The sequence below is a fragment of the Chelatococcus caeni genome (genome assembly GCF_014196925.1).
Taxonomy (GTDB): domain Bacteria; phylum Pseudomonadota; class Alphaproteobacteria; order Rhizobiales; family Beijerinckiaceae; genus Chelatococcus_A; species Chelatococcus_A caeni.
Map to the genome: position 1 here is coordinate 817,178 of NZ_JACIEN010000002.1, position 25,164 is coordinate 842,341.

General features: G+C 69.0%; 22 protein-coding genes. 8 read left to right on the plus strand and 14 right to left on the minus strand.

The genetic code is table 11. From position 1 onward, the window contains the following. The first annotated feature begins 25 nt into the window (after positions 1-25). The 3 genes from GGR16_RS12660 to GGR16_RS12670 are packed head-to-tail and all read left to right on the plus strand — an operon-like array spanning position 26 to position 4,467. Entirely contained in the window at positions 26-2,356 is a 2,331-nt protein-coding gene (locus GGR16_RS12660; protein WP_183316834.1) for a DUF4962 domain-containing protein, read from the plus strand. 39 nt (positions 2,357-2,395) lie between these two features. Further along, positions 2,396-3,148 (plus strand): SDR family NAD(P)-dependent oxidoreductase, encoded by a 753-nt coding sequence (locus GGR16_RS12665; protein WP_183316835.1) that lies wholly within the window; start codon positions 2,396-2,398, stop codon positions 3,146-3,148. A gap of 14 nt (positions 3,149-3,162) precedes the next feature. After that, positions 3,163-4,467: an SGNH/GDSL hydrolase family protein gene (locus GGR16_RS12670; protein ID WP_183316836.1), complete on the plus strand. Its 1,305-nt coding sequence runs from the start codon at positions 3,163-3,165 to the stop codon at positions 4,465-4,467. A 22-nt stretch (positions 4,468-4,489) separates the two neighbouring features. Here GGR16_RS12670 and GGR16_RS12675 read toward each other — a convergent pair whose 3' ends face one another. From GGR16_RS12675 to GGR16_RS12740, 14 genes are all read right to left on the minus strand, one after another. Next, positions 4,490-5,218, minus strand: coding sequence for an amino acid ABC transporter ATP-binding protein (locus tag GGR16_RS12675; RefSeq protein ID WP_019400763.1), 729 nt, complete (start codon positions 5,216-5,218; stop codon positions 4,490-4,492). A 14-nt stretch (positions 5,219-5,232) separates the two neighbouring features. Then, the gene (locus GGR16_RS12680; protein ID WP_183316837.1) at positions 5,233-8,121 is read right to left on the minus strand and encodes an FAD-dependent oxidoreductase; all 2,889 of its coding nucleotides are present in this window, start codon (positions 8,119-8,121) and stop codon (positions 5,233-5,235) included. 40 nt (positions 8,122-8,161) lie between these two features. Then, entirely contained in the window at positions 8,162-9,052 is an 891-nt protein-coding gene (locus GGR16_RS12685) for a dihydrodipicolinate synthase family protein (RefSeq protein ID WP_183316838.1), read from the minus strand. A gap of 62 nt (positions 9,053-9,114) precedes the next feature. Next, positions 9,115-9,810, minus strand: a complete 696-nt coding sequence (locus tag GGR16_RS12690; RefSeq protein ID WP_183316839.1) for an amino acid ABC transporter permease — start codon at positions 9,808-9,810, stop codon at positions 9,115-9,117. 79 nt (positions 9,811-9,889) lie between these two features. Beyond that, on the minus strand, positions 9,890-10,726 hold the full coding sequence (locus GGR16_RS12695; RefSeq protein WP_019400767.1) for an ABC transporter substrate-binding protein: 837 nt from the start codon (positions 10,724-10,726) through the stop codon (positions 9,890-9,892). Positions 10,727-10,908: 182 nt separating this feature from the next. Next, positions 10,909-11,559: a GntR family transcriptional regulator gene (locus tag GGR16_RS12700; protein ID WP_183316840.1), complete on the minus strand. Its 651-nt coding sequence runs from the start codon at positions 11,557-11,559 to the stop codon at positions 10,909-10,911. A gap of 112 nt (positions 11,560-11,671) precedes the next feature. Next, the gene (locus tag GGR16_RS12705; protein WP_019400769.1) at positions 11,672-12,328 is read right to left on the minus strand and encodes a GntR family transcriptional regulator; all 657 of its coding nucleotides are present in this window, start codon (positions 12,326-12,328) and stop codon (positions 11,672-11,674) included. Positions 12,329-12,417: 89 nt separating this feature from the next. After that, positions 12,418-13,830, minus strand: a complete 1,413-nt coding sequence (gene hydA, locus GGR16_RS12710) for a dihydropyrimidinase (protein WP_183316841.1) — start codon at positions 13,828-13,830, stop codon at positions 12,418-12,420. 142 nt (positions 13,831-13,972) lie between these two features. After that, the gene (locus GGR16_RS12715) at positions 13,973-14,743 is read right to left on the minus strand and encodes an adenylyl-sulfate kinase (RefSeq protein ID WP_183316842.1); all 771 of its coding nucleotides are present in this window, start codon (positions 14,741-14,743) and stop codon (positions 13,973-13,975) included. Between the two features lie 33 nt (positions 14,744-14,776). Beyond that, positions 14,777-15,904, minus strand: coding sequence for a sulfotransferase (locus GGR16_RS12720; protein WP_246373007.1), 1,128 nt, complete (start codon positions 15,902-15,904; stop codon positions 14,777-14,779). A gap of 16 nt (positions 15,905-15,920) precedes the next feature. Further along, a complete protein-coding gene (locus GGR16_RS12725) occupies positions 15,921-16,640 on the minus strand; it encodes a hypothetical protein (protein ID WP_183316843.1) in 720 nt (239 codons plus the stop codon). A 17-nt stretch (positions 16,641-16,657) separates the two neighbouring features. Continuing rightward, complete coding sequence (locus GGR16_RS12730) at positions 16,658-16,948, minus strand: hypothetical protein (protein ID WP_019400775.1); 291 nt, start codon at positions 16,946-16,948, stop codon at positions 16,658-16,660. Then, positions 16,945-18,345: an arylsulfotransferase family protein gene (locus GGR16_RS12735; RefSeq protein ID WP_183316844.1), complete on the minus strand. Its 1,401-nt coding sequence runs from the start codon at positions 18,343-18,345 to the stop codon at positions 16,945-16,947. Before GGR16_RS12735 ends, GGR16_RS12730 begins: the two co-directional genes overlap by 4 nt. 202 nt (positions 18,346-18,547) lie before the next feature. After that, positions 18,548-19,315: a maleate cis-trans isomerase family protein gene (locus GGR16_RS12740; RefSeq protein WP_183316845.1), complete on the minus strand. Its 768-nt coding sequence runs from the start codon at positions 19,313-19,315 to the stop codon at positions 18,548-18,550. Between the two features lie 304 nt (positions 19,316-19,619). Between GGR16_RS12740 and GGR16_RS12745 the strand changes: the two genes are divergently transcribed. From GGR16_RS12745 to GGR16_RS12765, 5 genes are all read left to right on the plus strand, one after another. After that, complete coding sequence (locus tag GGR16_RS12745; RefSeq protein WP_053193328.1) at positions 19,620-20,663, plus strand: TRAP transporter substrate-binding protein; 1,044 nt, start codon at positions 19,620-19,622, stop codon at positions 20,661-20,663. A gap of 65 nt (positions 20,664-20,728) precedes the next feature. Then, positions 20,729-21,319, plus strand: a complete 591-nt coding sequence (locus GGR16_RS12750; protein WP_019400779.1) for a TRAP transporter small permease subunit — start codon at positions 20,729-20,731, stop codon at positions 21,317-21,319. Beyond that, a complete protein-coding gene (locus tag GGR16_RS12755) occupies positions 21,316-22,620 on the plus strand; it encodes a TRAP transporter large permease (protein WP_183316846.1) in 1,305 nt (434 codons plus the stop codon). The genes GGR16_RS12750 and GGR16_RS12755 overlap by 4 nt, the downstream gene beginning before the upstream one ends. Further along, complete coding sequence (locus tag GGR16_RS12760; protein WP_183316847.1) at positions 22,617-23,336, plus strand: FCD domain-containing protein; 720 nt, start codon at positions 22,617-22,619, stop codon at positions 23,334-23,336. The genes GGR16_RS12755 and GGR16_RS12760 overlap by 4 nt, the downstream gene beginning before the upstream one ends. A 280-nt stretch (positions 23,337-23,616) precedes the next feature. Continuing rightward, on the plus strand, positions 23,617-24,954 hold the full coding sequence (locus tag GGR16_RS12765) for an NtaA/DmoA family FMN-dependent monooxygenase (protein WP_183316848.1): 1,338 nt from the start codon (positions 23,617-23,619) through the stop codon (positions 24,952-24,954). Positions 24,955-25,164: the final 210 nt, after the last annotated feature.

Sequence of the window (25,164 nt, forward strand, 5' to 3'; positions counted from 1 at the left end):
GACGCACGAAGGGTGGTCCCGTTTCATGGAACAGACGACAGTGCAGCGGCCGCGTCGCGTCTTCCTCGACGAGCCCAGGGCGGGCTCGCTGACGATCTCCTACGCTCCCGACGAAGGCGCGCCGCCGACCGAAAACCCGCCCCGCTTCTCCTGGCTGCCGGCGCTCGACGATGCGGCGCGCTATGCCCTGCGGCTGTCGCGCAGCGAGGCCTTCCCGGACGATGCGACGACGGTGCACGAGGACATCGCCTGGAACTTCTTCACGCCCGACGCCGTGCTTGCGCCCGGCCGGTATTTCTGGAGCTACGCCCTCTGGGATGAGGCGGCCGGGCGCGTCGTGTCCGACTGGAGCCGGACGCGCAGCTTCGAGATCACCGAAGGCCTGCCGCAGACGCCGCTGCCGCGGGCTGGGGATCGCTACCGGGGCGTGGACATGAGCCATCCGCGCCTGTGGCTGCGGCCCGAGGAGGTCGCCGCCTTCCGCCAGGCGCTCGCAGCCGATCCGGACCACTGCGGCTGGTCGCGGTTCCACGCCAGCTCGGTCGCTCCCTGGATGATGCGCGAGATCATCGCCGAGCCCTCGCCCTATCCCGACAACGTCAGGGTCGCGGGCCTGTGGCGGCAGATGTACATCGACTGCCAGGAGGTGATCTACGCCATCCGCCATCTCGCCATCGCCGGGCGCGTGACCGGCGACGAGGCGCTGACCGCCCGGGCGCGCGAATGGCTTCTTGCGGTCGCCTCGTGGGATCCGGCCGGCACCACCTCGCGCGCCTACAACGACGAGGCGGCCTTCCGCGTCGTCACCGCGCTCGCCTGGGGCTACGACTGGCTGCATGACGGCCTCAGCGAAGACGAGCGCGCCGAGGTCCGGGCGGTGCTGCTCCAGCGCACGCGCGAGATCGCCGATCACGTCATGCGCCATGCGCGCATCAACGTGTTCCCCTACGACAGCCACGCCGTGCGTGCGCTGTCGGCAGCGCTCGCGGCAGCCTGCATCGCACTCCTCGACGAGGAGCCGGAGGCGCAGGTCTGGCTCGACTACACGGTCGATTTCCTCTTCACGCTCTATTCGCCGTGGGGCGGCGCCGATGGCGGTTGGGCCGAGGGGCCGCATTACTGGACGACGGGCCTTGCCTATCTCATCGACGCCGCCAACCTCATCCGCAAGTTCCTGGGGCTCGACCTCTACCGCCGCCCGTTTTTCCAGAGGACGGGGGACTTTCCGCTCTACACCAAGGCGCCTGACACGCGCCGTGCCTGCTTCGGCGACGATTCGACCCTCGGCGACCTGCCGAGCCTCAAGGTCGGCTACAACATGCGCCAGTTCGCCGGGGTCACCGACAACGGCTATTATCAGTGGTATTTCGAGACCGTCCGGCGCAACGCCGCCGGGACGGAGATGGAGTTCTACAATTACGGCTGGTGGGATCTCGCCTTCGACGATCTCGTCTATGCGCATGACTATCCGGCCGTCGCGGCGCGGGCGCCAGATGATCTGCCGCCCGTCAAGTGGTTCCGGGATGTCGGCTGGGTCGCCATCCAGCAGCACCTCCACGATCCCGACCGGCACATCCAGTTCCTGGTCAAGAGCAGCGACTACGGCTCGCTCAGCCACAGCCACGGCGACCAGAACGCCTTCCTGCTCTTCGCCTATGGCGAGGATCTCGCCATCCAGAGCGGCTACTACGTCGCCTTCAACTCGGCCATGCACCGCGAATGGCGCCGGCAGACCCGCTCGAAGAACGCCATCCTCATCGATGGAAAGGGCCAGTACGCCGACCGGGACAAGGCGCTTGCCCGCCAAGCGCGGGGGCGCATCGTCGAGGTGCGCGAGGCGAGCGACCACGTCTTCATCCGCGCGGATGCGACCGCGGCCTATGCCGTCGCCAATCCCGCCGTCAGCGCCGCGATCCGGGACGTCTATTTCGTCCATGGCGAATATGTCGTGCTGGTCGATCGCGTCGAATGCACGGACGCCCTGCCGATCACCTTCCTCTATCATGCCGCCGGGCCGCTGGAGGTCGGGCACAACACCTTCCGCTACACGGGGGCGAAGGCAGGTCTTTACGGCCAGTTCGTACTCGCGACGGCCGGGCCGCCGAAGCTGACGGAAGTCGTCGGCTTCCCCGGCATCGATCCGGCGGAATACGAGGGACTGCCGCTCCACCACCACCTGCGCGCCGACGTGCCGGCGGCGAGGAAGCACACGCTCGTCACGCTCCTCGTGCCGTATCCGCGTGACGACGCGCGCAGGATCTTCTCCTTCATCGACGACCAGGGCTTCACGTCCGACGTCTATTTCACCGACGTCGACGACCGTCGCTTCCGCATCGTCCTGCCGAAGGACTTCTGAGCCCGGGACGGCTCTTCCACGCAATCAAGGACCAGAGACATGCGTCGCTTCGACAACAAGGTAGCCCTCGTCACCGGCGGCGGGCGCGACATCGGCCGCGCCTGCGCCCTGCGGCTGGCCGGGGAGGGCGCCGCCGTCGCCGTCACCTACAATGCCGCCCGCGGCGGCGCGGACGAGACGGTTTCGCTCATCGAGCGGGCGGGCGGCAGGGCCGTCGCCATTCGGGCTGATCTCACGCGCGAGGACGAGGTGGCCTCTGCGGTCGCAGCGACGGCCGCTGCCTTCGGCGACCGCATCGACGCGTTCGTTCACGTCACGGGGGGCCTCGTGGCGCGCAGGACGCTCGGCGAGATAGACCTCGGCTTCTGGCGCGCGGTGCTCGACGTCAATCTCACCTCGCTCTTCCTGACCGCGAAGGCCGTGGTGCCGCGCATGGCCGGCGGCGGCGCCATCGTCGCCCTCGCGTCGCAGGCCGGCCGTGACGGAGGCGGGCCGGGCGCGCTGGCCTATGCGACGTCCAAGGGCGCGGTCATGACCTTCACACGCGGGCTCGCCAAGGAACTCGGGCCGCAGATCCGGGTCAATGCCGTCTGTCCGGGCATGATCGCGACCACCTTCCACGACACGTTCACGAAGCCCGAGGTGCGCGAGCGGGTGGCCGGCGCGACGCCGCTGAAGCGGGAAGGGCAGTCGGACGAGGTCGCCGCCGCCGTGGCCTTCCTGGCGTCCGACGATGCCGCCTTCGTCACGGGCGCCTGCGTCGATGTCAACGGCGGCACGTTCTTCTCCTGAGCGGAGCGTCCATCATGGCCGGGCTGAAGGGCTGGCGGGCGGCGATCATCGGCACGTCGCTCGTTCAGCAGAACCACTTTGCCGACGAGCGGTTGATCGCCACCTCGTCGCGCGGCTGGGCGGCCTGGGCCGAGGTCCTGTCGACCGGCCGCCTGTCGCTGCCGGTGTTCCACGATCGGCGCGTGCGGCCGGGATGGGAGCCGAGCAACCGGCCCGGCGGGACGCGCGGCTTCGGCGGCCTCAACTTCGGCGTCTCCGGGCAGAAGGTGCGCGACATCGAGGCGCGGCTCGGGGACGTCCTCGCGGATCGCGCGGCCTTCGACTTCATCATCGTCGATGCCGGCACCAATGACATGATGGTGGAGGCGAAGGAGACCATTCAGGCCGGGCGCGAGCGGATCTGCGACCGTTTCGTCGATGCCGGCTGCGCGGTCATCCTCCTGCCGATCCTGGCGCGCGGCACCGAGAAGTGGCCAGCCGGCGGCGCGGAGCGCGCCAAGGCGCAGTGGATCAACGAGCGCAGCCGGGCCTATGCCCGGTCGCGCGGGGGCGTGTTCCTGTTCGACTGGAACGAGCCGTGGATCGACCGGGCCTCGCCGTTCGGCGTGCCGCGTGACGGCTATTCCGACGACGGGACGCATTTCGCCCCGGCCGGCGGATATGCGGTCGGCAAGGCCCTCGCCGCCTATCTCGCCGGGCTCCTGCCGCTCCAGCCCCGCCGCACCCTGTCGCGCGACGATCGGTTCGATCCGCGCGACAACCCCCTCGGCAATCTCTGCGACGATCCCTTCCTCATCCGCGCGGCGGCGGAGGGCGAGGGCCTTCTCGTCGAGACGTCGCATGCTGTCGACGTGAAGGCAGCCTTCGCTCGCCGGCCGGACGGCCTGGGCTTCTGGCAGAAGCTGGACATCATAGGCGCCGGCGGGGATCCGGGCTCGGTCCGGCTGACGGTGCCGGTGGACGTTCCGGCCGCCGCTCTGCCCGCGGGCGGCTGGATGCAGGCGTCGGTCGAGGTCGAGGTCGGCGCCTCGCCGGCCTGGCGGGGCGTGACGCTGCGCCTCGCCGAGGATGCGCCGGACGGGCTCGTGAGCGCGGGCATGGATCCGTTCCGCGACGGCGCGGGCAAGCTCCATGCCTGGCCGGCGGAGGCGTGGTGCGGGCTGATCGCGACGCCGCCACTTCGCCCGCGGCCCGGCGGGCGGCCGAGGCTGAGCCTCGACATCCTCGTCGCGAATACCGGCGCTCGTCCCGCGACCCTCGCCGTGGGCGGCTTCGAACTGCGCGCTGTCGCCGATCCGCCTCTCGCCCCGGCGCCGTGAGGCCCGGCGAGGCGATCGTGCCTCAGTGGCCGAGCAGCTTGCTGAGGAACTGTTCGGCTCGTCCGCTGCGCTCCTTGCCGAAGAAGTCCTCGGTCGGCCGGTCGTCGACGATCTCGCCCTTGTCGATGAAGATGACGCGATCGGCCACCTTGCGGGCGAAGCCCATCTCGTGGGTGACGCACATCATGGTCATGCCCTCGCGCGCGAGGCTCGTCATGACGTCGAGCACCTCCGACACCATCTCCGGGTCGAGCGCCGAGGTCGGCTCGTCGAAGAGCATGGCGACCGGGTCCATGGCGAGCGCGCGGGCGATGGCGACGCGCTGCTGCTGGCCGCCTGAGAGCTGCAGCGGATATTTCTGTGCCTGCGCGGAGAGGTCCACCCGCGCCAGAAGCTGGCGGGCCTTCTCCGCCGCCTCGCTGCGGCTGCGGCCGAGCACCTTCTCCTGCGCGATCGTGAGATTGTCCATGATCGACAGGTGCGGGAAGAGCTCGAAGTTCTGGAAGACCATGCCGACGCGCGAGCGCAGCTTCGGCAGGTCGGTGTCGGGCGCGCCGACCGACGTGCCGGCGACGGTGATCGTCCCTTCCTGAAAATCCTCGAGCCCGTTGACGCATTTGATCAGCGTCGACTTGCCCGAGCCCGAAGGGCCGCAGACCACGACCACGGCGCCCTTCTCGACCGTCGTCGTGCAGTTCTTCAGCACCTGGAAGTCGCCGTACCATTTGCTGACGCTGTCGATGGTGATCATGGCGGGGCTCCTCGTCAGGTGCCGAAGCGGGCGATGGAGAAGGCGGCGACGTCCTGGTCCGTGCGGCCGCGCGTGATGAGATCGGCAGTAATGCGGCCGACCATGGGGCCGAGCGTGTAGCCGTTCGACGTGACGGCGTTGAAGAAGCCGGGCCGTGCCGGATGCTCGCCGAGGATCGGCGCGCCGTCGATGTTGATGTTCATCGCAGCCCAGCTGCGGATCACGTTGAGCCGGCGCAGCGCGGGCACGACGTGCTGTGCCACCCAGAGATTGCCCTCGAGGCTGGCGCGCAGCGGCCGCGGGCGCCGGTGGACGGGATCGAGCCCCGCCGTCCAGCCGCCGCCGATAATGACATTGCCGTTCGCCGCCTGTTTCAGCGTGAGATGCCGGTCGGCATGGGCGACGAGATGCGACACGAGCGGCGCCACCGCCTCGGTCACGATCATTTGCAGCGGAGCGCCGAAGACGGGCACGGTGATGCCGGCCATGCGGCCGATCTCGCCGGCGAAGGCGCCGGCGGCATTGACGATGCGTCCGGCGTGGATCGTTCCGCGGTTCGTCCGCACGTGATAGTCCGACCCGTCGGCCTCGATGCCCGTCACCTCGGTATCGGAAACGACCTTGGCGCCGGCGGCCAGCGCGAGGTCCAGCACCGCCTGGGTCGCGACGAGCGGATTGATCTTGCCCTCCTGCGGGCAATAGGCGGCGCCGATGAAGCGCTCGTCGAGGGCCGGCTCGAGCCGGCGCAGGGTCGCCGCGTCGATGACGTCGCAGTCGACGCCCTGCGCGCGCTCGATCAGCGTCTTGCCCACGAGGAAGGCGAGCTGCTCCTCCGTCTCCGCCATCATGAGCCCGCCGGTGATCTTCACCTCGATGTCGCGGGTGGTCTCGCGCGCCAGCTCCTGCCACAGCGAGATCGACTGCAGTTGCAGCGGCAGGGTGCGGGCGGCGGGCGAGCCGCCGCCTTCGGCCCTGGCGCCGTGGTCGAAGGACAGGAGCTGCGCATGCAGGCTGCCGGCATTGCCGCCTGAGGCCTGGCCGTTGGGGCGCCCGCGGTCGAGCACCACGACCTCCCGGCCGGCACGCGCGAGGAACAGCGCCGTCGACAGCCCGGCGATGCCGGCGCCGACGATGACCGTATCGGCCGCGGTGACATCGAGCGGCGGCAAGCCGGTCCGCGGCTGGGAGGGCGGCAGCAGCACCCGCTTGTGCCCGCCCCACTCCGGCTTCTCGACCGCGAGGGCGGCAAGCGGCACGGGGCGCAGCGGCATCTGCGGCGCGAGGAAGCCGGCCTCTTCCTTCGGCGGCATCAGGAAGGCAGCGAGGCGCGGGGTGCAGTAGCGGCCCTGGCAGCGGCCCATGCCCGCGCGGGTGAGGCGCTTCAGGGTCGCCAGATCGCCGGCACTGGCCTCGGCGGCGGTCTCTTGCAGCGCCGCGCGCGTCACGGCTTCGCAGCGGCAGAGGATCGTATTGTTGTCCGCGTCGGCGAGGCCCGGCTCCTCTGCGGCGAAGAGCCGCCATAAGGCCTTCTGGAAGCGGCGATGGCGTCCGAGCCTTCGCCGTGCGGCTTGGTCGTCGCCGGTGCCGCGGCCGAGGCGGCGCAGGCTCTCGGCCCCGGTGAGACGCCCCTGCGCCATGGCGATATGGGCGCCGCCGAAGGCGCCGGCCTCGCCGACGACGAAGATATCGGCAAGGGAGGTCGCCCCGGTATCGTCGCGCATGACTTCCAGATGCGGAAAGCCGTCAGCGCTCACCGTGTGGGCACAGCCGAGCAGCCGCGGCAGCTCGTTGGCGGGCGCGAAACGCTCGCCGATGCAGACGGCATCGACTGCGAACGGCCGCTCCTCACCCTTCGCCCCGACGAGCACGGCCCGCCTCGCCCGTCCTTCTCCTTCGACGCGGGCGAGGCGAGCGCGCCAGAGCACCGGCACGCCGTGCCGCTTCAAGGTCGCGAGCTGGCGGAGGCCCGCCACGGCGAGCGACGGCTCCGCCCGCATCAGCGCCATCGCCTCGCCGGGTCGCGTCCAGGGGGCGGGGGCCGCCTCGGCGACGGCGACGACATGGGCGCCGCCGCGCGCGAGCTCCGCCGCCACCTGCAGATTGAGCGGGCCGTTGCCGGCGACGAGGATGCGCTCGCCCGGCGCGACGCCGTAGCTGCGCACCAGCGTCTGCGCGGCGCCTGTCGTCATGACGCCGGGCAGGGTCCAGCCGGGGAAGGGGCGCGGCTGCTCGAAGGCACCAGTGGCAATGACGAGGATGCGCGGCCTGACGTAGCCGGCCCTGCCTTCGCGCAGATAGCCGATGACGAGCCGCTCGTCCTCGCGAAAGGCGCCCCACAGCAGCGTGTCACCGCGCAGCTCCGCCCCGGCCTCGCTCGCGGCGGTGATCAGGGCGGCGCCTGCGCGGGCCTGCGCATCGGGACCCTCGGGCGGGGCGCTGCCGGACGAGGCGGGCTGCTTGAAATATTGGCCGCCCGGCATCGGCCGCTCGTCGACCACAAGGACGGAGGCTCCGCCGCGGGCCGCGACCTCGGCCGCCGACAGGCCGCCGGGGCCGGCGCCGATGACGAGGATATCGACCTCTTCCTCGGGCAGGGCGGCCCGGGGCACGGCGGCGAGGTCGGTGCCGGTGCTGACGTCGGGGATGGCCGGCTGCGAAGCGACGATCATCCCGGCCGCCGCCTTCACCAGGCAGGCGCGCTGGCTCGCCCGGCCATCCACTGTGACGAGGCAGTCGTGGCAGACGCCCATGCCGCAGAAGGGCCCGCGCGGCGCGCCGTCCTTGCCGCGGCAGGTGGTGTTGAGGCCATTCGCGAAGAGGGCGGCGGCGATCGTCTCGCCGGCGCGGGCGGGCAGGTCACGGCCGTCGAAGCGGATGGTGATCGCTTCCTCAGTGCTTCCCATGGGCCTCAGGCGCACCGTCGCTTCCCCCGTGTCGGCCGCCTCACGCGGCAAATTGCAGGCCGAACGCCTCGACCAGCCGGCGCATCTCGGCATCGACGGTGGCGGGCAGGGGCAGGCGTGGCGGGCGCGGCGCGCCGGCGTCAAAGCCCATGTGCGTCAGCAGCGATTTCGTGCCGGCGACATAACGCTGGCCGCCGACGGCCTCGATAACGGGCAACCACTGGAGATAGAGCGCGCGCGCCTCGGGGATGTTCCCCTCGTCGGCGACGAGGGAGAAGAGGCGGGCGAGCGGTTCCGGCGCCACGTTCGAGGCGACGGCCACCCAGCCCTCGGCGCCCTCGACGAAGGATTCGAAGCCGAGAATGCCGCCGAAGACGGTCATGCGTTCGCCGCACAGGCGGATGATGTCGCGCACGCGCGTCACCTCCAGCGTCGATTCCTTGATGTAGTCGCAGCCGTCGATGGCCGCGAGCCGCGCCACCAGCTCCGGCCTCAGGTCGACATTGGCCGTTGCCGGGTTGTTGTACACCATGATCGGGATGCCGATGGCCTCGGCGACGGTCTTGTAATGGCGATAGAGCTCGTCGTCGGTCGGCGTCGAATAGAAGGGCGGGATGATCATGACGCCGTCGGCGCCGAGGGCCTCGGCCTCGCGGCTGAGGCGCACGACCTCGCGCGTGTCTTCCGCGCCGGTGCCGACGAGGACGGGCACGCGTCCTGCCACGGTGCGGATCACCGTCTCGGTGATCGCCGTGCGCTCGTCCGGCGACAGGGACAGGAACTCGCCCGTCGAGCCCAGGGGGATGAGCCCGTGGATGCCCTCGCGGACCTGCCAGTCGGTGAAGGCGGCGAGCGCATCGAGGTCCACGTTGCCGGCCTCGTCATAGGGGGTGATCATCACCGTATAGGTGCCGCGAAAGGTCTTTGTCATGTCTTTGCCCGCGGCTGCGGCCGCGCCTTGCCCTTGATTGCCGTTGTCGTTGGTTCCTGCCGTCAGCGCTGTTCGGTGGCGCTGCCGAGTTGCTGGTAGGCGCGGCCGAAGCGGCGCTCGATGCGGCGCTGCACGATGTCCCACAGCGTCGTCATGACGAGGTAGTAGATGGCGGCCACCGCGAAGAGCTCCAGCACCATGAAGCGCTCCTGGATCAGCACCTGCGTGCGGCGCAGCAGCTCCTCCATGGAGATGACGGAGGTGACGGAGGTCGTCTTCAGGAGCCCGTTCACGGAGTTGCCGAGGGGCGGGATGATGATGCGCAGCGCCTGCGGCATGACGATGTAGCGCATGATCTGCGCCTCGCGCATGCCGAGCGCCCGCGCCGCCCGCACCTGGCCCTGCGGCACGGCCGTGATGCCGGCGCGCACGATCTCGGCGAGATAGGCGGCCTCGTTGAGGGTGAGGCCGATCAGCGCCGATTCCACAACGCTGAGCTTGATGCCGAGCTGCGGCAGGCCCGTGTAGATGACGATGAGCTGCACGAGCAGCGGCGTGCCGCGGAACAGCCAGATGTAGCCGGCAGCCGGCGCCGACAGCAGCCGGCTCGGCGCCATCTTCATCAGGGCCAGCACGAAGCCGAGAACGAGCCCGCCGATGATGGCAACCGCCGTGAGCCAGAGCGTCGTGAAGGCGCCGCCGAGGATGAAGGGGTTGGTCAGATAGTCGAAGAAGCCCGACCAGTTCCAGATCTGCATCACGTGCTCCAGCCTTCGCGCTCCCGTGCGGGTATCGGCGGACCGTGGCGCGGTCCGCCGCGCATTAGAGCCGGCCCGCCTACATGCCGGGGCCGGCGAGGGCGAGCTCCCCGTCCGTCGGCACGACGCCATAAGCGTCGAAGAGCTTCTGGTAGGCGCCGTCGGCCTTCATCTCGTTGAGCACCTTGAGCGCCGCCTCGGCGAGGTCCTTCTTGGCGAAGGCGAGCGCGACAGGCGTGGCGTAGAGCCCGGAGATGGCGCGGTCGAAATCGCCGCGGTCGGCATATTCCTTGGCGACGCCGTCGATCGAGACGACCGCCTCGACCTGGCCGGCGCGCAGCGCCTGATAGGCGAGGGCGAAATTGTCGAAGGTGCGGATGGTGAGGGGCGCGAGGCCCTTCCCCTTCAGCTCCTCGCTCAGCTGCTTCGTCTTGTTCTCCTCGAAGCCGCCGATCTCGACGCCGACCGTCTTGCCGGCGAGATCCTCGGGCTTCGTCACCGTCGCGCCCTTGCCGGCGGGGACGGACAGGCTGATCGCCTGCTTCTCATAGGGGATCATGTACATCAGCTTGGCGCGCTCGGGCGTGAAGAAGATGCCGGTGTTGATCATGTCCCAGCGGCCGGACTGCAGGCCCGGGATCATCGCCGAGAACTCGATGCGGATGTATTCGGGCGTGAGGCAGAGGCGCTTGGCGACCTCCTTGCCGAGCTCGACGCGCATGCCCTTGAGCTCGCCCGACTGGTCGATGAACTGCAGCGGCGGCAGCGTGGGGTTCGTCGACATGACGAGCTTGCCGGCACCGATGAGCGCCGTGTCGGGCACGGCGGGCTTGCAGTCGGCGGCGAGTGCAGCGCCGCTCGTCAGGAGGGCGAGGCCGAGGACGGCGGAAAGGCGGAACGATGCGGTTCTGAACATGGCTGTCCCCTCTGTGGGACCCCGGCCAATGCCGGGCGTTGCGGCGATGTTGGCAGTGGAATCAGTGTGCCATTGAGCATTCTACTGGTATACCAATTTAATGCATGGAATGTACGATCACGCAAGCGCGCCGCTGCGCGATTGTTGGGCAGGCGGTGCTGATAAGACGGTCCTTCGCCCCCTCAGAGGCCGGCGAGCGTGCGCTTGCGGACCTTGCGGATGTGCTCGGCCATGGCGGCCTTGACCTTGTCGGCGTCGCGGGCGGTGAGGGCCGTGACGAGCTTGCGGTGATCGACCAGCCCGGCGCTCAGGCGCATGGGCACCGTCTGGCGCTCGAAGATCTTGGTGTAGCGCCGCATCTCGTGGATGGTGCGGGCGAGGAAGGGGTTGCCGCTGCGCTCGGCGAGCGTGCCGTGCAAGGCGTCGTCGAAGGTCCAATGCTGCTCGGCCGTCGGCTCCTGCGTGTTCTCCAGCGTGGTGAGGAGCGTGTCGAGCCGTCCGATCTCCTCGTCCGTGATCCGCGGCGTTGCGAGGGCGGCCGCCTGCGGCTCGACGAGGGCGCGCAGGTCGAGGCTATGGAGGTAGTCCTGCAGGGTGATGACGCGCACGGTGAGCAGTCGCTCCGTCAGGCGCACCAGCATGCCTTCGCCTTCGAGCCGGTTGAGGGCGTCGCGCATGGGGCTGCGCGAGACGCCGAGGGCGGCCGCGAGCTTGCGTTCCTGGATGACCGAGCCACCGGGCAGGCGGCAGCTCAGGATGTCGCCGAGCACGGCGCGATAGACGTTGTCGGCGAGTTTGCCGGTCTCATTGGTGATGCTGCGGTCGCTGGCCATGCCGTCTCGCCCATTCTGTCGGCGGCAGGGTGCCGCTCGCGCGATTATCCGGAGTGCGGCTAGCTTGTCGATAGCCGGTATGCCGATGGCGCTTCGCCGGCATGCCGGCAGGTCAGGCGACAAGGTCGAGGGCGTAGCGATAAAGGCTGCGGATGTGCGTCTGCACGGCGCGGCGTGCCGCCTTGGCATCACCGGCCTCGAGAGCGTCGAGAATGGCGATGTGTTCCGATGAATCGGGGCCAAGCCGGTCGGCGAGCTGGGCGATCTCGAAGAGGCGCGTCGTCACCCGGAGCGAGCGGATCATCTGCGCCATCACCGCATTGCCGCAGGCGGCGATATAGAGCTCGTGCACGGAGGTGTCGGAGCGCCAGTGCGTCTCGATGTCGTAGACCGGTGCCGAGACCAGCGCATCGATCTCCTCGCGCGCGGCGCGGATGCGGCCGCGGTCGATGCGGCCGATGGCGAGCGCCGCCGCCTCGGGCTCGAGGATCTCCCGCAGTTTCAGGCTCTGCAGATATTCGGCGAGATCGACATTGCGCACCATGAAGGAGCGGTGCGCCGCCTTGACGACGAGGCCCTCGCCTTCGAGCCGCTGCAGGGCCTCGCGCAGCGGCGTGCGCGAGATGCCGAGCGCCTCGGCGAGCTTGGCCTCGACGATGACCTCGCCGCCACGCAGGCGGCGCGTATGAATCATGTGCGAGACGATCCGGTGGGCCTGGCTCGACAGATTCTCGTGCGTCTCGTGCGCTGCTGCTTCATTGACGGCCATGGCCGCTCCGGTGCGAAAGGCGGGGCGAATCCCCGCCCGATCTTATGCGAGCGTCGCGGTCCGCTCCATGCCGGCCGGGCGCCGCCCTGTCAGGGGCCGCGACGGCCGGCGTTCGGCAGGTCGCGGGAAAGATGCGTGCCGAAGCCCTTGCGGCCGACGAGCGCCCCGTCACGAACCACGGTCTGTCCGCGCACCATGGTCAGTTCCGGCCAGCCGGTCACCTCGATGCCTTCGTAGGGCGTGTAGTCCGCGCCGTCCTGCATGAGCGCGTGGGTGATGGTGACGCGGCGCTCCGGGTCCCAGATGGCGATATCCGCATCGGCGCCGATGGCGATAGTGCCCTTGCGCGGATAAAGACCATAGGTCCTGGCGTGGTTGGTGGCCGACAAGGCGACGAACTGGTTGAGGCTGATCCGCCCCTTCACGACGCCTTCCGAGAAGAGGATGGGCAGGCGGGCGGCGACGCCGGGGATGCCGTTCGGCACCCAGCGGAAGCTGGTGCGCCCCTTGGGCGCGAGCTTGCCGGCGGGATCATCGTAGCGGAAGGGACAGTGGTCGGACGAGAAGGTCGAGAAGACGCCGGTGCGCAGCCCCTCCCAGCAGGCCGCCTGGCTCGCCTCGTCACGCGGGGGCGGGGAGCAGACGTATTTCGCCCCCTCCATGTTGAGCCCCTCGAGATCCCGCGCCGTCAGCACGAGATATTGCGGGCAGGTCTCGCCGTAGATGTTGAGGCCCTTCTGCTGGGCGCGGCGGATCTCCTCCATCGCCTCGCGGTTGGAGACGTGCACGATCATGATCGGCACGTCGACGAGCTCGGCGAGCGAGATCGCCCGGTGCGTCGCCTCGCGCTCCACGGCAATCGGGCGGGAGGCGGCGTGGAAATGCGGCGCCGTCTTGCCGGCGCGCTCCAGCCGGTCGGTCAGGAAGCGGATGGCATCGTAGTTCTCGGCATGGATCATGACGAGGGCGCCGGTCTCGCGCGCCACCGACATGACCTCGAGGATCTCCCGGTCCGACAAGGCGAGGCCCTCGTAGGTCATGAAGACCTTGAAGGAGCTGTAGCCGTCGGCGACCAGCGCCGGCAGCTCCTGGCCGAGCACCGCCTCGCTCGGATCGGAGATGATGAGGTGGAAGGAGACGTCCGTGTAGCAGTTGCCCTCGGCGAGCGCATGGTAGTTCGTCAGCGCCTCGCGCAACGGGCGGCCCTTCTCCTGCAGGCAGAAGGGCAGCACCGTCGTATTGCCGCCGAAGGCGGCCGAGCGCGTGCCGGTCTCGAAATCGTCGGCCATGACGATGCCCTCGCCGGAGGGCTGCGAGATGTGGACGTGGCTGTCGATGCCGCCGGGCAGCACGAGGCGCGCGGTGGCGTCGATGATCTCGCGCGCGTCGTCGAGGCCGCGGCCGAGAGCGACGATCTTTCCCGCCTCGATGCCGACATCGCAGGTGAAGGTGTCGGACGCCGTCGCCACGGTGCCGTTGCGGATCACGGTATCGAAGGTCATGGAATCGCTCTGCCGCCGTTGCTCGTTTCAACCCGATGCAGCGCGATGATAGACCAAGTGTATGCAATCTGAATGCACAAATCGGCGTCAGTGATCGTCCGCGTGGCCGCGTGGAGGCCCATTCCCGCGGCCTCGGGGGGCCCTAGACGCGCAAGCGGGCGCGCATGTCTGTCGCCGAGATCACCTCGAGGTCCGCCTCCAGCTCGATGCGCTCGATGGAATAGCCCACGTCACGGCCGTAGAACACGCGTGTAATGTTGGGCAGCGGCACGACTGCGAAACGGCCCTGGTAGGCGCGCAACGCCGTCTCGATCCGCAGCTTCACGTCCTCGAAGGAGAACGGGTTCTTGGGATCGGTGCCGTGGGTGTCGCGGATGGCGATGCAGGCCTGGCCGACGCGGCGCAACCCTTCCTCGATCAGGGCCTTGTGGCCGTCGTGGAAGGGCTGGTAGCGGCCGATGAAGAGGGCTGTCGGGGCCTTGGGGTCGAAATGCGGCCGTAGCTGGCGCACGGCCTTCTCCGCCCAGTAATCCGGCTCGCCGGTGGCGGTGACGTGCAGGTCGACCCGCGCCGGCGGCACGAACAGGCGGTTGGTGTCCTCGAAGCGGCCGCTCTTGATGCGGTCGACGAAGATGATGAAGGCGTCGCGGCCGAAGGCCTCGCGCGTCTCTTCCGTGGGGCAGACGAAATCGGCGATGGCGAAGGCGCCGGTCTTGGTCACCTGGTCGCACAGCCAACCCATGCGGCGGGCCTGCTCGATGCGGTCTTCCATCGAGAAGCCGAGATCCTTGTTGACGTTGGTGCGGATGTCATCGGCATTGAAATGCACGGCGTTCAAGCGTTTGGTCAGCGCCTGGGCGAGCGTCGTCTTGCCGGCGCCGGGCAATCCCATGATCAAGATCTTTTGCGGCATGATCTCCCCACGGTTCGAGGTTGCACGAAACTCTCAGCCATAGCCGAAGCGGCCGGCCACAGCGGCGGTGCGGCGCGCGATGGTCGCCCGCTCCTCTTCCGTGAAGTCCGGCTGATAATAGTCGGGTGCGCTGATGCGGGCGGCCGCGGCCTCCGGCAGGCTGCCCGGCGCGAGCGCGCAATGATCGAGCACGCGCGCCATCACCTCGGCCGGCGCGGAGCAGAAGTCCTCGTAGCGGACAACGAGGGTGGCGGCGGCGAGATCCGGATCGGCGGCGAGGCGGTCGGCCACGTGGCCATAGACGATCGCCCAGTGCGCCGCCCAGCCTTCGACCTCCTCGCCCTCCGCCCACAGCCGCGTCACTTCCGCCGCCCCGTCGCCGACATCGATCGGCCGGCGGCCGAGGCCGAACTCGAAATGGCCGCTGCGCCGCATGTGGCGCAGCACCCGCTCGTCCTCGCGCTCGGCCGCGACGAACAGGCGATGCTGCTTCATCAGCGAGGCGATGTGCCATTGCGGATCGCGGATCGGCACCACGAAGCGCGCATCGGGGAATAGCTTGTGGAGGTAGGGCAGGCGCGTGACGTTGTAGTTGCCCTTGGCGAGATAGCGTGAGCCGCCGCGCAGCGCCAGGAGCTTGCGGATATGGTCGCGATAGAAGGCCTCGAAGGCGGGGTGGCCCGTGTCGCGGCCGAGGGCGGCATCGCGGCCGGGATCGTGGATGTCCGGGAAGAAGGTCATCCAGATGACCTCCTCGAAGGCCTCCGGGCTTTCCGACGTCACGGTGATGCGATCGCGGTGCGCCCGCTCACGCGCCACCGCCTCGCCACGTCCGGCGCGGTCCACGAACCAGTTCCAGGCCCAGGGCGTCAGCACCAGCGGGAAGTCGCGGTAGCGATGGGCCACCGTGTCCGGATGAAGCGCGAGGAGCTCGAGCAGCACCGTCGTGCCGGAGCGCGCGAGGCCGGTGACATAGATCGGCCGGTCGACGGCGACGGCGTCGAGGCGGTCGGCGACGAGACGGGTCTCAAGGTCGCCGAGGCGCGTCCACAGGCGCGGGTAGCGCTCGAGGAGGCCGCCGAGCCGATCGGTCCAGGGGTCGATGTCCATGCGGGCGGACGTCTTTTGAGCGGACGTCTTGTGGGCGGCGGTCTCGTTCATGGCGTTCGGTCCGGTCTCATTCGATGCGGCGCACGGACTTGAAGACGAGCGCGAAGAGCACCAGGGCCGCGAAGAAGGTGGCTTCCCAGCCGCGCAGCCAGCTCGGCCCGACCGGCAGGAACTCCTGGCGCGGCAGGGCGATGTCGATGCGTTCCACCGGCGCCTCGTCCGGCAGGTAGCCGGCCGGGTTGCCGACGAGCATGTTCCACCAGCGGCGCTTGTGGACGACGGCGATGGGCGTCGTCAGCAGCACGTCGAGCACGGGCTCGCCGGCCGGATCGACGACCTCGGCCCGGGGCGGCGCGCCGTCCCCCCGGTCGATCCAGCGCCCCTCGAAGGCGCCGGGCACAGCGACGCTCACCGGCTCGCCCGCCGGCGGGAAGGTGCCGCCGTAGTTGCCGTCCAGCCAGATGATGAAGACGAGCACCGGCAGCGAGGCGAGCAGGGTCGCCGGCAGGACGATGAACACGCGCCGCAGGGCAAGCGCGAGCATGCGGCGGATATGCGGCCAGGCCTCCGCGAACTCGCCGTCGAAGCGGGAGACGTGATTGCGCGTGCGCTCCAGCGCGGCCTTGATCTGGCCGATACGCCGCTGCGGCGACAGGAGGCGGTAGATCTCCATGGACAGGATCGCCCCCAGCGCCGCCCACAGGACCAGCTTGGCGAGCGGCGGCACCTGATCGAGCCACCGGTCGATCTGGGTGAGGATGGGCGATGGCAGATCGAGAAGCCCCATGACCTCGTCCCTCGCATTCAGCGCCGCTGCGACACCTCGTTGCCGAAGCCCGGACCGGTCTGGGGAGCACCGGCATGGGGCGCATCGACCGTCGGCTCGCGCGACGCGGCCGCGCGGTCGGCCCGGCGGCGGCGCAGCATGTTGCGGATCGGCCAGGCGAGGACGAAGACCAGCGCGGTGCCGATGGCCGCGACGAGGGCCCACAGCGCGCCGAGCAGGCCGAGCCCCGCGCCGGGGCCGACATAGGCGAAGGCGGCCGTCGGCAGCACGGCCATGAGGAGGGTGAGGGGGACCGTGAGCTTCCTCATAGGTCTGTCTCCTTCCGGGATGGGGCGGGCTGCGCGGGCTCGAGCAGCGCCGGATCGAGCCCGGCCGGGTCGAGCCGCATGGCCCAGCCGATGATCGGGATCTGGTTGCCGTCGGGGCCGTCGCGGACCGGGTTGATGAATTCCCATACGACCTCGCCTGCGTGCGTCACCTCCACGAGACGCCCGCCGCTCGATTCGTTGATGAGCGTGTTGCCGTTCGGCAGGCGCTGCTGGTCGGCGCGGATCTCGCTGATGAGGGGATTTTCCGGCGTGCCGGCATATTCCCAGACGACGGCCATGCTGCGCGGGTCGATCTCGATGACGCGCGAGAGCCCCTCGGGCTTGTCGTAATTGCCGTAGTTGTCGAACAGCAGGATGTTGCCGTTCGCCAGGATGTCGGGGTCGTGCTGGCCGATCCAGTAGCCGTCGGTGGCCCAGGTGACGGCCTCGGTCTCGGGATCGAGGACCATCAGCGTGTTGGTTTCCCGCAGGGACAGGAGCACCTGCCCCTCCTTGCCGAAGGGGAAGTTGGCGGCGGCGGTGCCGTCGATGTAGGTCACCGCATTGGCGTGAAGCGGATCGGCTGCCGAGAACCCGGGCATGCGATGCAGGAGGGTGCTGAAGGGCGAGCCTGCGATGGCGGGGATCAGGCGGATCTTCTTGAGCTCTTCGCCGTCCGGCGAGAGCACGACGAGGAAATCCTCCAGCCGCGGCCGGGCGAGATGGTTGAGCCCCTCGTGCACATCGTCGACGATCTCGTGCGTCAGCGCATAGATCTTGCCGTCCGGGGCGATGTCGAGCTGGTGATGGGCGCGGCCGGAATAGCTCCAGATGACCTCGGAATTGCGGTCGAGCTTGGCGATGCCGTAGCCGTAGGGCGTGTCGCCGACACTCTCGTAGATCACGAGCAGGTCGCCGTTGGGGAAGACGCGGGCATTGCGGAAATAGACGTGGGAATCCGGCATCGGCCGCTTCACGGCGCCGGTGCCCGCCGCCCACACCAGGCTGAAGGGGCGGCGCCATTCGTGCAGCACCTCGCCCTTCATGTCGATGAGATAGGCGGCCGCCTCGTGGCCCGACGTGTAGAGCGTCACCCCCTCCTGCGCCAGGCCCTCGGCATGGACGGTGACGCCACGCTCCGGCCGGCGCTCCTGCGGCCACAGGTCGCTCGTGAAGACGTCGCGGTAGTTGGCGATCTGGTCATAGAGGGCCTTGCCGCCCTGATAGGCGCGGGCGATCTGGGGGCCGGGGAAGACGTCGCCGGCCGTGACGATGGCGCCGCCGACGAAGGTGAGCAGCAGGAGCGCGGTCACCGCCGCGCCCTTGAAAATGGCATCGATACGAGAGTGCGGCGCGCCGTCCGACGAGCGCCTTTCCTGGGCGTGCGATTCGGTCATGTCTAAGATCGAAATGCTCGGGAAGCGGGGATGGTTCCGCCCGCGGTTGCGTTTCGGTCGTCGATTTGCTGCATCGCACGCAACTCTGACGGCTTCGTGGCGCGCCCGCAATGATCACCCGATCGTGTGGCGGACGAACCCTGCCGCCGGCGCACCTCGGATCGCTGACGGCACCCCGAACGCCGCTGGTCGGAAGGTTGCGTCAGATATCAGTCGTGGATTCTGGCGGAATTGTTTCGCCTGCGAAGACGGCGCCGAAGGCCCGCAGCGGCGCGGTTGGCACATTCATGACGTCGAGGCAGCTCCACAGCGTGAAGGCGACGGAATCGAGCACCGGCACGCCGAGCCGGCGCTCGAGGTCGGGGGCGATGAGCGGTCCGCGCATGTTGGTGCAGACGATGGCAATGGCGTCCGGGCGGGCCGTGGCCACGCGCTCGCACATCGCGGCGATCTCCGCCTCGGTCACGTCGGAGAAGGAGAAGTTGTCGCGCAACCCGCTGTGCGCCTCCGCCACGATCGTGATGCCGTGGCGGGCGTAATTGGCGATGATGCGTTCCTGCACGTCGGCGGTGTAGGGCGTGACGAGGCCGAGCCGGCGCACGCCGAGCCGCTGCAGCAGCTTGTTGAGGCCGATGATGGCGCTCGTCGCCGGGATGCCCGTGCGCTCAGTGATGGCGGCGCACAGGGCGGCGTCCGTGTCGAAGCCGAGCCAGCTCGCGGACGTGCCGTTCCAGGCGATGACATCGCAGCGTGCGTCCGCGAGCAGCTCGGCCGCCTCGAGGATCGGCGGCAGCGAGAACTGGCGGTTCGCCGCTTCGTCGAGGGCGATCTCGGTGACGCGGAAACGCCCGAAATGGGCGGAAACGTCCGGATAGAGCGGCGCGAGCATCCGCGCCGTCAGCGGCTCCAGCACGGTGTTCGAGGAAGGGGTCAGCATCCCGATCAGCCTGCGGCCCGATTTTGCATTCATTTCCTGCACTCCGCGCTCGCCGCTTGATCCGCGGAAGAGGGTCCGCGGCGCTATCAGATCGCATGGGATCTGCGGCGGTGACAATAGAACGAGGTCTTCGGGTAGGTTTCCCGTCGACTGCGATCTGGGTAATGCTTGTGCACCGCTGCCCGATATTCAAGCAGTGCAGGCATCAAGATCCTGAAAATAATAAGCTTCGGTGCAGGTGCGTCTGCACAACATTTCCCGTTTGAGCGGTGGGAGGAACCTGCAACGCTTCAGGAGCGCAATTTGAATTCAAAATCGCGCCTCGGAGGCTCCACCCATGAAGCATTTTCTTCTGTGCGCCGGCGCGCTCGCCGCCCTGACCGTCGGCTCGGCCGGCGCGAGCGCCGAAACGGCGCTGCGTGTCGCCGGCAACTTTTCGCAGAACACCAAGCAGGTGGCCATCGAGCGCGCCTTCTTCGAGGGTCTCGGGGCGGCGGCCGGCGTCCCCATCGGCATGAACTACAATCCGATGGACGTGGTCGGCGTGAAGGCGCCGGACGCGCTGCGCATGCTGCGTGGCGGCTCCTTCGACGTGATGTCGGTGCAGATCGGCATGGCCTCGCGCGATGATCCCTTCTTCGAGGGCATCGACCTGATCGGCGTCTCAACGGATATGGGCGCCCTGCGCAAGGCGGTCGACGCCTATCGCGAAGCCTTCGACGCCCGGCTGCAGGAGAAGTTCAACGCCAAGGTCCTCACGCTGTGGCCCTTCGGCCCGCAGGTGTTCTACTGCAACAGCCCGGTCAAGACGCTGGACGACCTCAAGGGCCTCAAGGTGCGCAGCTTCACGCCCTCGATGTCGGCGATGCTGGAGCATTTCGGCGCTACGCCGGTGACCTTGCAGTTCTCGGAGGTCTATCCGGCCCTGCAGCGCGGCGTCGTCGCCTGCGGCGTGACCTCGCCGACCTCCGGCAACACCGGCAACTGGCCGGAGGTGACCAGCCATTTCCTGCCCTTGTCCGTGTCGGGTTCGGTGCAGGGGCACTTCATCAATCTCGACACCTGGAAGAAGTTCTCGCCCGACGAGCAGGCCAAGCTCGCCGCCGCCTTCCGGACGCTCGAGGACCAGCTGTGGGATTTCGCCATCACGTCCAATGACGAGGCGGTGGCCTGCAACACCGGTGGGCAGAGCTGCACGAACCACAAGAAGTTCTCCATGCAGCTGGTGGAGATCGCGCCCGCCGACCAGGCGCGGATCAAGGAAGCCGCCGAGAAGGTGGTTCTGCCGATCTGGCGCGACACCTGCAATGCGGTCGACCCGAAGTGCACTGCGACCTGGAACGACACCGTCGGCAAGGCCGCAGGCCTCGCCATCCATTGACGTAAGGCCTGGACAAGCCGATCCGCCGCCGGCGGGTCGGCTGCCGATGAACGGGACGGGGAGCCATGCGGACCAATCCTGTCGAGACCTGTCTCGGGCCGCTCGCAAGGCTCATCGCCCTCGTCGCGGGCTACGGCGTGCTCGCGCTCTCGCTGCTGATCACGGCCGAGGTGCTGCTGCGGCGCTTTCTCAACCTCTCGCTGCAGGGCGGCGACGAATTCGGCGGCTACGTGCTCGCCATGTTAGCCGCCTTCGGCTTTGCCTATGCCCTGCTCGAGCGCTCGCACACCCGGGTCGAGATCGTGCTGGAACGGCTGCCCGCGGCCGCGCGCCGCTGCTTCAATCTCCTCTCGGCCCTGTCCCTCGCCGCGATGGCGGTGTTCTTCGCCTGGCGCGGATGGACGACGCTCGCCGAGAGCATCGAATACCGCTCCCTCTCCGGCACGCCGATGATGACGCCGCTCTGGCAGCCGCAGGCGGTCTGGGTCGCGGGCCTTGCGTTCTTCGCCCTCGTCGCCGTGGCGAGCGCCGTCCATGCGACCATTCTCTTCTTCTCCCGGTCGCCCAACCTTGCGCGCTGGTACGGCATCAAGACGCTGGGCGAAGAGCTGCACGAGCATGCCGCCCAGCTCGGCGAGCGGAGCGCCGGGTCATGATCGGCCTGCTGCCCGCCGCAGTGGGCTTTCTCGTCATGCTCGGCGTCATGCTCGCCGGCGTGCCGGTGGCGGTCGCGTTGTTCGCCACCGCCGCGCTCGGTGCGCTCACCTATCTCGGCGTGCCGTCGCTCCTGGTGTTCGGCAATCAGGCGTGGAGCGTGCTGAACGATTTCATCCTGACGGCCATCCCGCTCTTCATCTTCCTTGGCGAGCTCCTGGTGCGCTCGGGCGTCACGGACGGCATGTACAGGTCGCTCACCGATTGGCTGCGCCGCCTGCCGGGCGGGCTCCTGCACACCAACATCGCCGCGAGCAGCCTGTTCGCGGCGGTATCGGGCTCCTCCGTCGCGACGGCGGCGACCATCGGGACGGTCGCCATCCCGACCATGGAGAGATACCGCTACGACGACCGGCTGACGCTCGGCTCGATCGCTGCCGGCGCCACGCTCGGCATCCTGATACCGCCGTCGATCAACATGATCATCTACGGCTCGATGTCGAACACCTCGATCGGGCAGCTGTTCGCGGCCGGTCTCGTGCCGGGCATCGTGCTCGCCCTGCTGTTCATGGGCTACATCCTCGTGGTCAGCCTCGTCAGGCCGTCACTTGCCGGCGTCACGCCGCCGGCCGTGCCCTTTGCCGAGCGGCTGCGCAACCTCGTCGACATTCTGCCGCCGCTCGTGATCTTCGTGCTCGTCATGGGCTCGATCTATCTCGGCTGGGCGACACCGTCGGAATCGGCCGCCATCGGCGTCGTCGGCGCGCTCCTCGTCACCATGGCCAAGCGGCGCTTCTCCATCGCCATGCTGCACGAGGCGATGCTCTCCACCGTGAAGATCAGCGCCATGATCCTGCTCATCGTGGTGGCGGCGCAGTTCCTCAACTTCGTCATCGGCATCCTCGGCATTCCGCAGACGCTGACGCGGGCGGTCGGCAGCATCGCCTCGAGCCCGCTCGAGGTCGTCCTGCTGCTGGTCGTCTTCTATTTCGTCCTCGGCTGCTTCCTCGAAACGTTGTCGATGATGATCGCGACGATCCCGATCGTGATGCCCATCGTCGTGCACTTCGGCATCGATCCGGTCTGGTTCGGTATCTTCCTCGTCATCATGATGGAGGTCGCCCTCATCACGCCGCCGCTCGGCATGAACCTCTTCATCGTGCAGGGCGTGCGCGGGCGCGGCTCGATCGGCGACGTGATGCGCGGCGCCATGCCGTTCGTCGTGATCATGCTGGCCATGGTCGGGCTGCTCGTCGCCTTTCCCGCCATCGCGCTGTGGCTGCCGGGCCGCCTGTTCCCGTGACCGACGACGCCGATATCCCACGCGACGACGATACCGCGCCGGGCGGCCGGACGAGCCTGCATGCGCTGCTGACGGCGCAATTGCGGTCGCTGCTGCTCGACGGCACCCTGCCGGGCGGCAGCCGCATTCCCGAGCAGGAGCTGTGCCGACGTTTCGGCGTGTCGCGCACGCCGCTGCGCGAGGCGCTGAAGGTGCTGGCCGCGGAAGGTTTCGTGACGCTGCGGCCGAACCGCGGCGCCATCGTCGCGCCGATCGACCCGGCGGAGCTCGCCCCGATCTTCGAGGTCAAGGGCGCGCTGGAACGGCTGATCGGGCTCACGGTGCCCGAGCGCGCGACCGAGGACGACATTGCCGGGCTCGAGGAGCTCCACCAGGCGTTACGGACGGCGCTGGCGGAGGGCGAGCATGCGGCCTACACCCACATCAACCACGCCTTTCACCAGAAGCTCGCGCAGGCGACGCGTAACCCGGTCCTCATCCAGAACTATGCCGTCCTGCAGCAGAAGATCTGGCGCTATCGCTTCGCCGTCAACGAGGTGCCGCATCGGCTCGATGCATCCTTTGCCGAGCATGAGCGCATCATGGTGGCGCTGCGCGCCCGCACGCGGCTCGACCTCGCGGAACGGCTCGAGGAGCACAACAGGCTGACCGGTGAGGCGATGGCGCGTGCGCTCGCGGCGCCGCCGGTGACCCGCCGCTCGCCCAAGGTGGCGTGACCGGGGTGGCGTGAACCGGCCCGCGCCGAAGGACGAGCCCTGTCCCGCATGGTGAATGACAGCTGAGGATCATTTCGGCAAAGAGCTCTTCGCTGTTGCGCGATGAGCGCCCGTATTTCGATAGAATTTTACAGAAATTCGGTGTGCTGGCCCGCGCCTTTCCAACATTTAATTATCCTTCAGCTTGCGAAGCGCACGTGGTGCGGCATAGCATGCGCTCCTCGCCAGCCGGCGGGCTGACGAAGCTGACGAAATCCTGCCGTTTCCTGGAGACGCGCGCATGCGCCGTTGGATGACCCTTGCCGGCTATATTCTCGTGCCGGGCAGTCACTTTGGCGGCATGTGGCGGCACCCCTACAGCGAGACCGATTTCTGCGACCGCAGCCTCTATGAGGATGTCGCCCGTACGTTGGAGCGCGGCGGGTTCGACCTTGCCTTCGTGCCGGAATCCCTGAGCATCGCGACCGGCCCGGGCGGCGACTACCGCACCTTCGTCGCCCATGGCGCGGTCGGCTCCATCCGGCACGACCCCTCGCATCTCGTGGCGGCCATGGCCGGCGTCACGCGGCATCTCGGCTTCACCGTGACGCTGTCGACGACCTACATGGAGCCCTACCACATCGCCCGCATCTTCAGCACGCTGGAGCACTTCAGCGGCGGGCGCATGGCGTGGAACATCGTCACCTCGGCCGGGGAGAGCAACGCCCACAACTTCGGCCACTTCGCGCCGCTCGATTCACCCACCGCCTACCGCCGGGCCGACGAGACGCTCACCGTGTGCTCGCAGCTGTGGACCTCGTGGGACGAGGACGCGCTGCTGCGCGACAAGGACAGCGGCCGCTTCGCCGACCCGGACAAGGTCTCGACCATCGACCACGCGGGGGAGTTCTTCCGCCTGCGCGGGCCCCTGTCCCTGCCGGCGACGCCGGGAGGCGGGCCCGTGCTTATGGCCGCCGGCGTCTCTCCCCGGGGCCGGGATTTCGCCGCCCGCTGGGCGAACGTGATGTTCGCCATCCAGAACGAGGCCGCTGGCATGGCCGAGCTGCGCAACGACGTGCGCCGCCGCGCCGAGGCGCTCGGGCGCGATCCCGCCTCCATCCGCCTGCTGGCGGCCGTGCAGCCGGTGCTCGGCGAGACGCGCGCCATCGCCGCCGCGCGGGCCGCCTATCTCGACGAGATCATCCACCCGGAGATGGCGCGGGCTTTCCTTGCCGCCATGCTCGGCATGGACCTCGCCCGCTTTGCCGCCGACACGCCGATCGAGGAGGTGATCGCGGCAACGCCGATGCGGGCCGCCGTCGATGCCGGCGCCGCCGTGCCCTGGCTCGACCAGGTGCGCGCCGAGGATCCGGATCGCAGGTGGACGCTGGGCGAGATCGCACTGCGCCTTGCCCGCTCGTCGTCGACGCCACGGCTCGTCGGCACGGCGCGCGATGTCGCCGACGCGCTCGAAGCCTTTTTCGCGGCGGAAGCCTGTGACGGCTTTGTCATCACGCCCACGCACTTTCCGGGCAGTTTCGACGAATTCGCGCGGGCCGTGGTGCCGGAACTGCGCCGGCGTGGGCTCGTCCGTGCCGATCCGCCGCCGCAGGGGCTGCGCGCGCGCCTCGGCCTCTGAGGCGGCCGGGCCACCGCGTCAGGAATGGATATGCCTCGAAGCCCTCGAGGCGGACAGAAGAGGCCGGATTGGGGAATCCGGCAGACGGGCTGGGGAGGCCGTCGACCATGTCGTTGCCGATGCTCGGGCCGGAATCGCGGCCGCGCGGCCACCTGCGCCCATGCCTCCGCACGCCTGCCGGATCGCCGGCCGGCCGCTCCGGCCTGGATG

What these genes read in the sequence shown, in the direction of transcription:
- GGR16_RS12730 (WP_019400775.1), bottom strand. Translation starts at nt 16,948, where the DNA reads ATGAGGAAGCTCACGGTCCCCCTCACCCTCCTCATGGCCGTGCTGCCG.
- GGR16_RS12735 (WP_183316844.1), bottom strand. Translation starts at nt 18,345, where the DNA reads ATGACCGAATCGCACGCCCAGGAAAGGCGCTCGTCGGACGGCGCGCCG.
- GGR16_RS12750 (WP_019400779.1), top strand. Translation starts at nt 20,729, where the DNA reads ATGCGGACCAATCCTGTCGAGACCTGTCTCGGGCCGCTCGCAAGGCTC.
- GGR16_RS12705 (WP_019400769.1), bottom strand. Translation starts at nt 12,328, where the DNA reads ATGGCCGTCAATGAAGCAGCAGCGCACGAGACGCACGAGAATCTGTCG.
- GGR16_RS12675 (WP_019400763.1), bottom strand. Translation starts at nt 5,218, where the DNA reads ATGATCACCATCGACAGCGTCAGCAAATGGTACGGCGACTTCCAGGTG.
- GGR16_RS12740 (WP_183316845.1), bottom strand. Translation starts at nt 19,315, where the DNA reads ATGAATGCAAAATCGGGCCGCAGGCTGATCGGGATGCTGACCCCTTCC.
- GGR16_RS12725 (WP_183316843.1), bottom strand. Translation starts at nt 16,640, where the DNA reads ATGGGGCTTCTCGATCTGCCATCGCCCATCCTCACCCAGATCGACCGG.
- GGR16_RS12755 (WP_183316846.1), top strand. Translation starts at nt 21,316, where the DNA reads ATGATCGGCCTGCTGCCCGCCGCAGTGGGCTTTCTCGTCATGCTCGGC.
- GGR16_RS12720 (WP_246373007.1), bottom strand. Translation starts at nt 15,904, where the DNA reads ATGAACGAGACCGCCGCCCACAAGACGTCCGCTCAAAAGACGTCCGCC.
- hydA (WP_183316841.1), bottom strand. Translation starts at nt 13,830, where the DNA reads ATGACCTTCGATACCGTGATCCGCAACGGCACCGTGGCGACGGCGTCC.
- GGR16_RS12690 (WP_183316839.1), bottom strand. Translation starts at nt 9,810, where the DNA reads ATGCAGATCTGGAACTGGTCGGGCTTCTTCGACTATCTGACCAACCCC.
- GGR16_RS12700 (WP_183316840.1), bottom strand. Translation starts at nt 11,559, where the DNA reads ATGGCCAGCGACCGCAGCATCACCAATGAGACCGGCAAACTCGCCGAC.
- GGR16_RS12680 (WP_183316837.1), bottom strand. Translation starts at nt 8,121, where the DNA reads ATGGGAAGCACTGAGGAAGCGATCACCATCCGCTTCGACGGCCGTGAC.
- GGR16_RS12765 (WP_183316848.1), top strand. Translation starts at nt 23,617, where the DNA reads ATGCGCCGTTGGATGACCCTTGCCGGCTATATTCTCGTGCCGGGCAGT.
- GGR16_RS12745 (WP_053193328.1), top strand. Translation starts at nt 19,620, where the DNA reads ATGAAGCATTTTCTTCTGTGCGCCGGCGCGCTCGCCGCCCTGACCGTC.
- GGR16_RS12665 (WP_183316835.1), top strand. Translation starts at nt 2,396, where the DNA reads ATGCGTCGCTTCGACAACAAGGTAGCCCTCGTCACCGGCGGCGGGCGC.
- GGR16_RS12685 (WP_183316838.1), bottom strand. Translation starts at nt 9,052, where the DNA reads ATGACAAAGACCTTTCGCGGCACCTATACGGTGATGATCACCCCCTAT.
- GGR16_RS12715 (WP_183316842.1), bottom strand. Translation starts at nt 14,743, where the DNA reads ATGCCGCAAAAGATCTTGATCATGGGATTGCCCGGCGCCGGCAAGACG.
- GGR16_RS12660 (WP_183316834.1), top strand. Translation starts at nt 26, where the DNA reads ATGGAACAGACGACAGTGCAGCGGCCGCGTCGCGTCTTCCTCGACGAG.
- GGR16_RS12670 (WP_183316836.1), top strand. Translation starts at nt 3,163, where the DNA reads ATGGCCGGGCTGAAGGGCTGGCGGGCGGCGATCATCGGCACGTCGCTC.
- GGR16_RS12695 (WP_019400767.1), bottom strand. Translation starts at nt 10,726, where the DNA reads ATGTTCAGAACCGCATCGTTCCGCCTTTCCGCCGTCCTCGGCCTCGCC.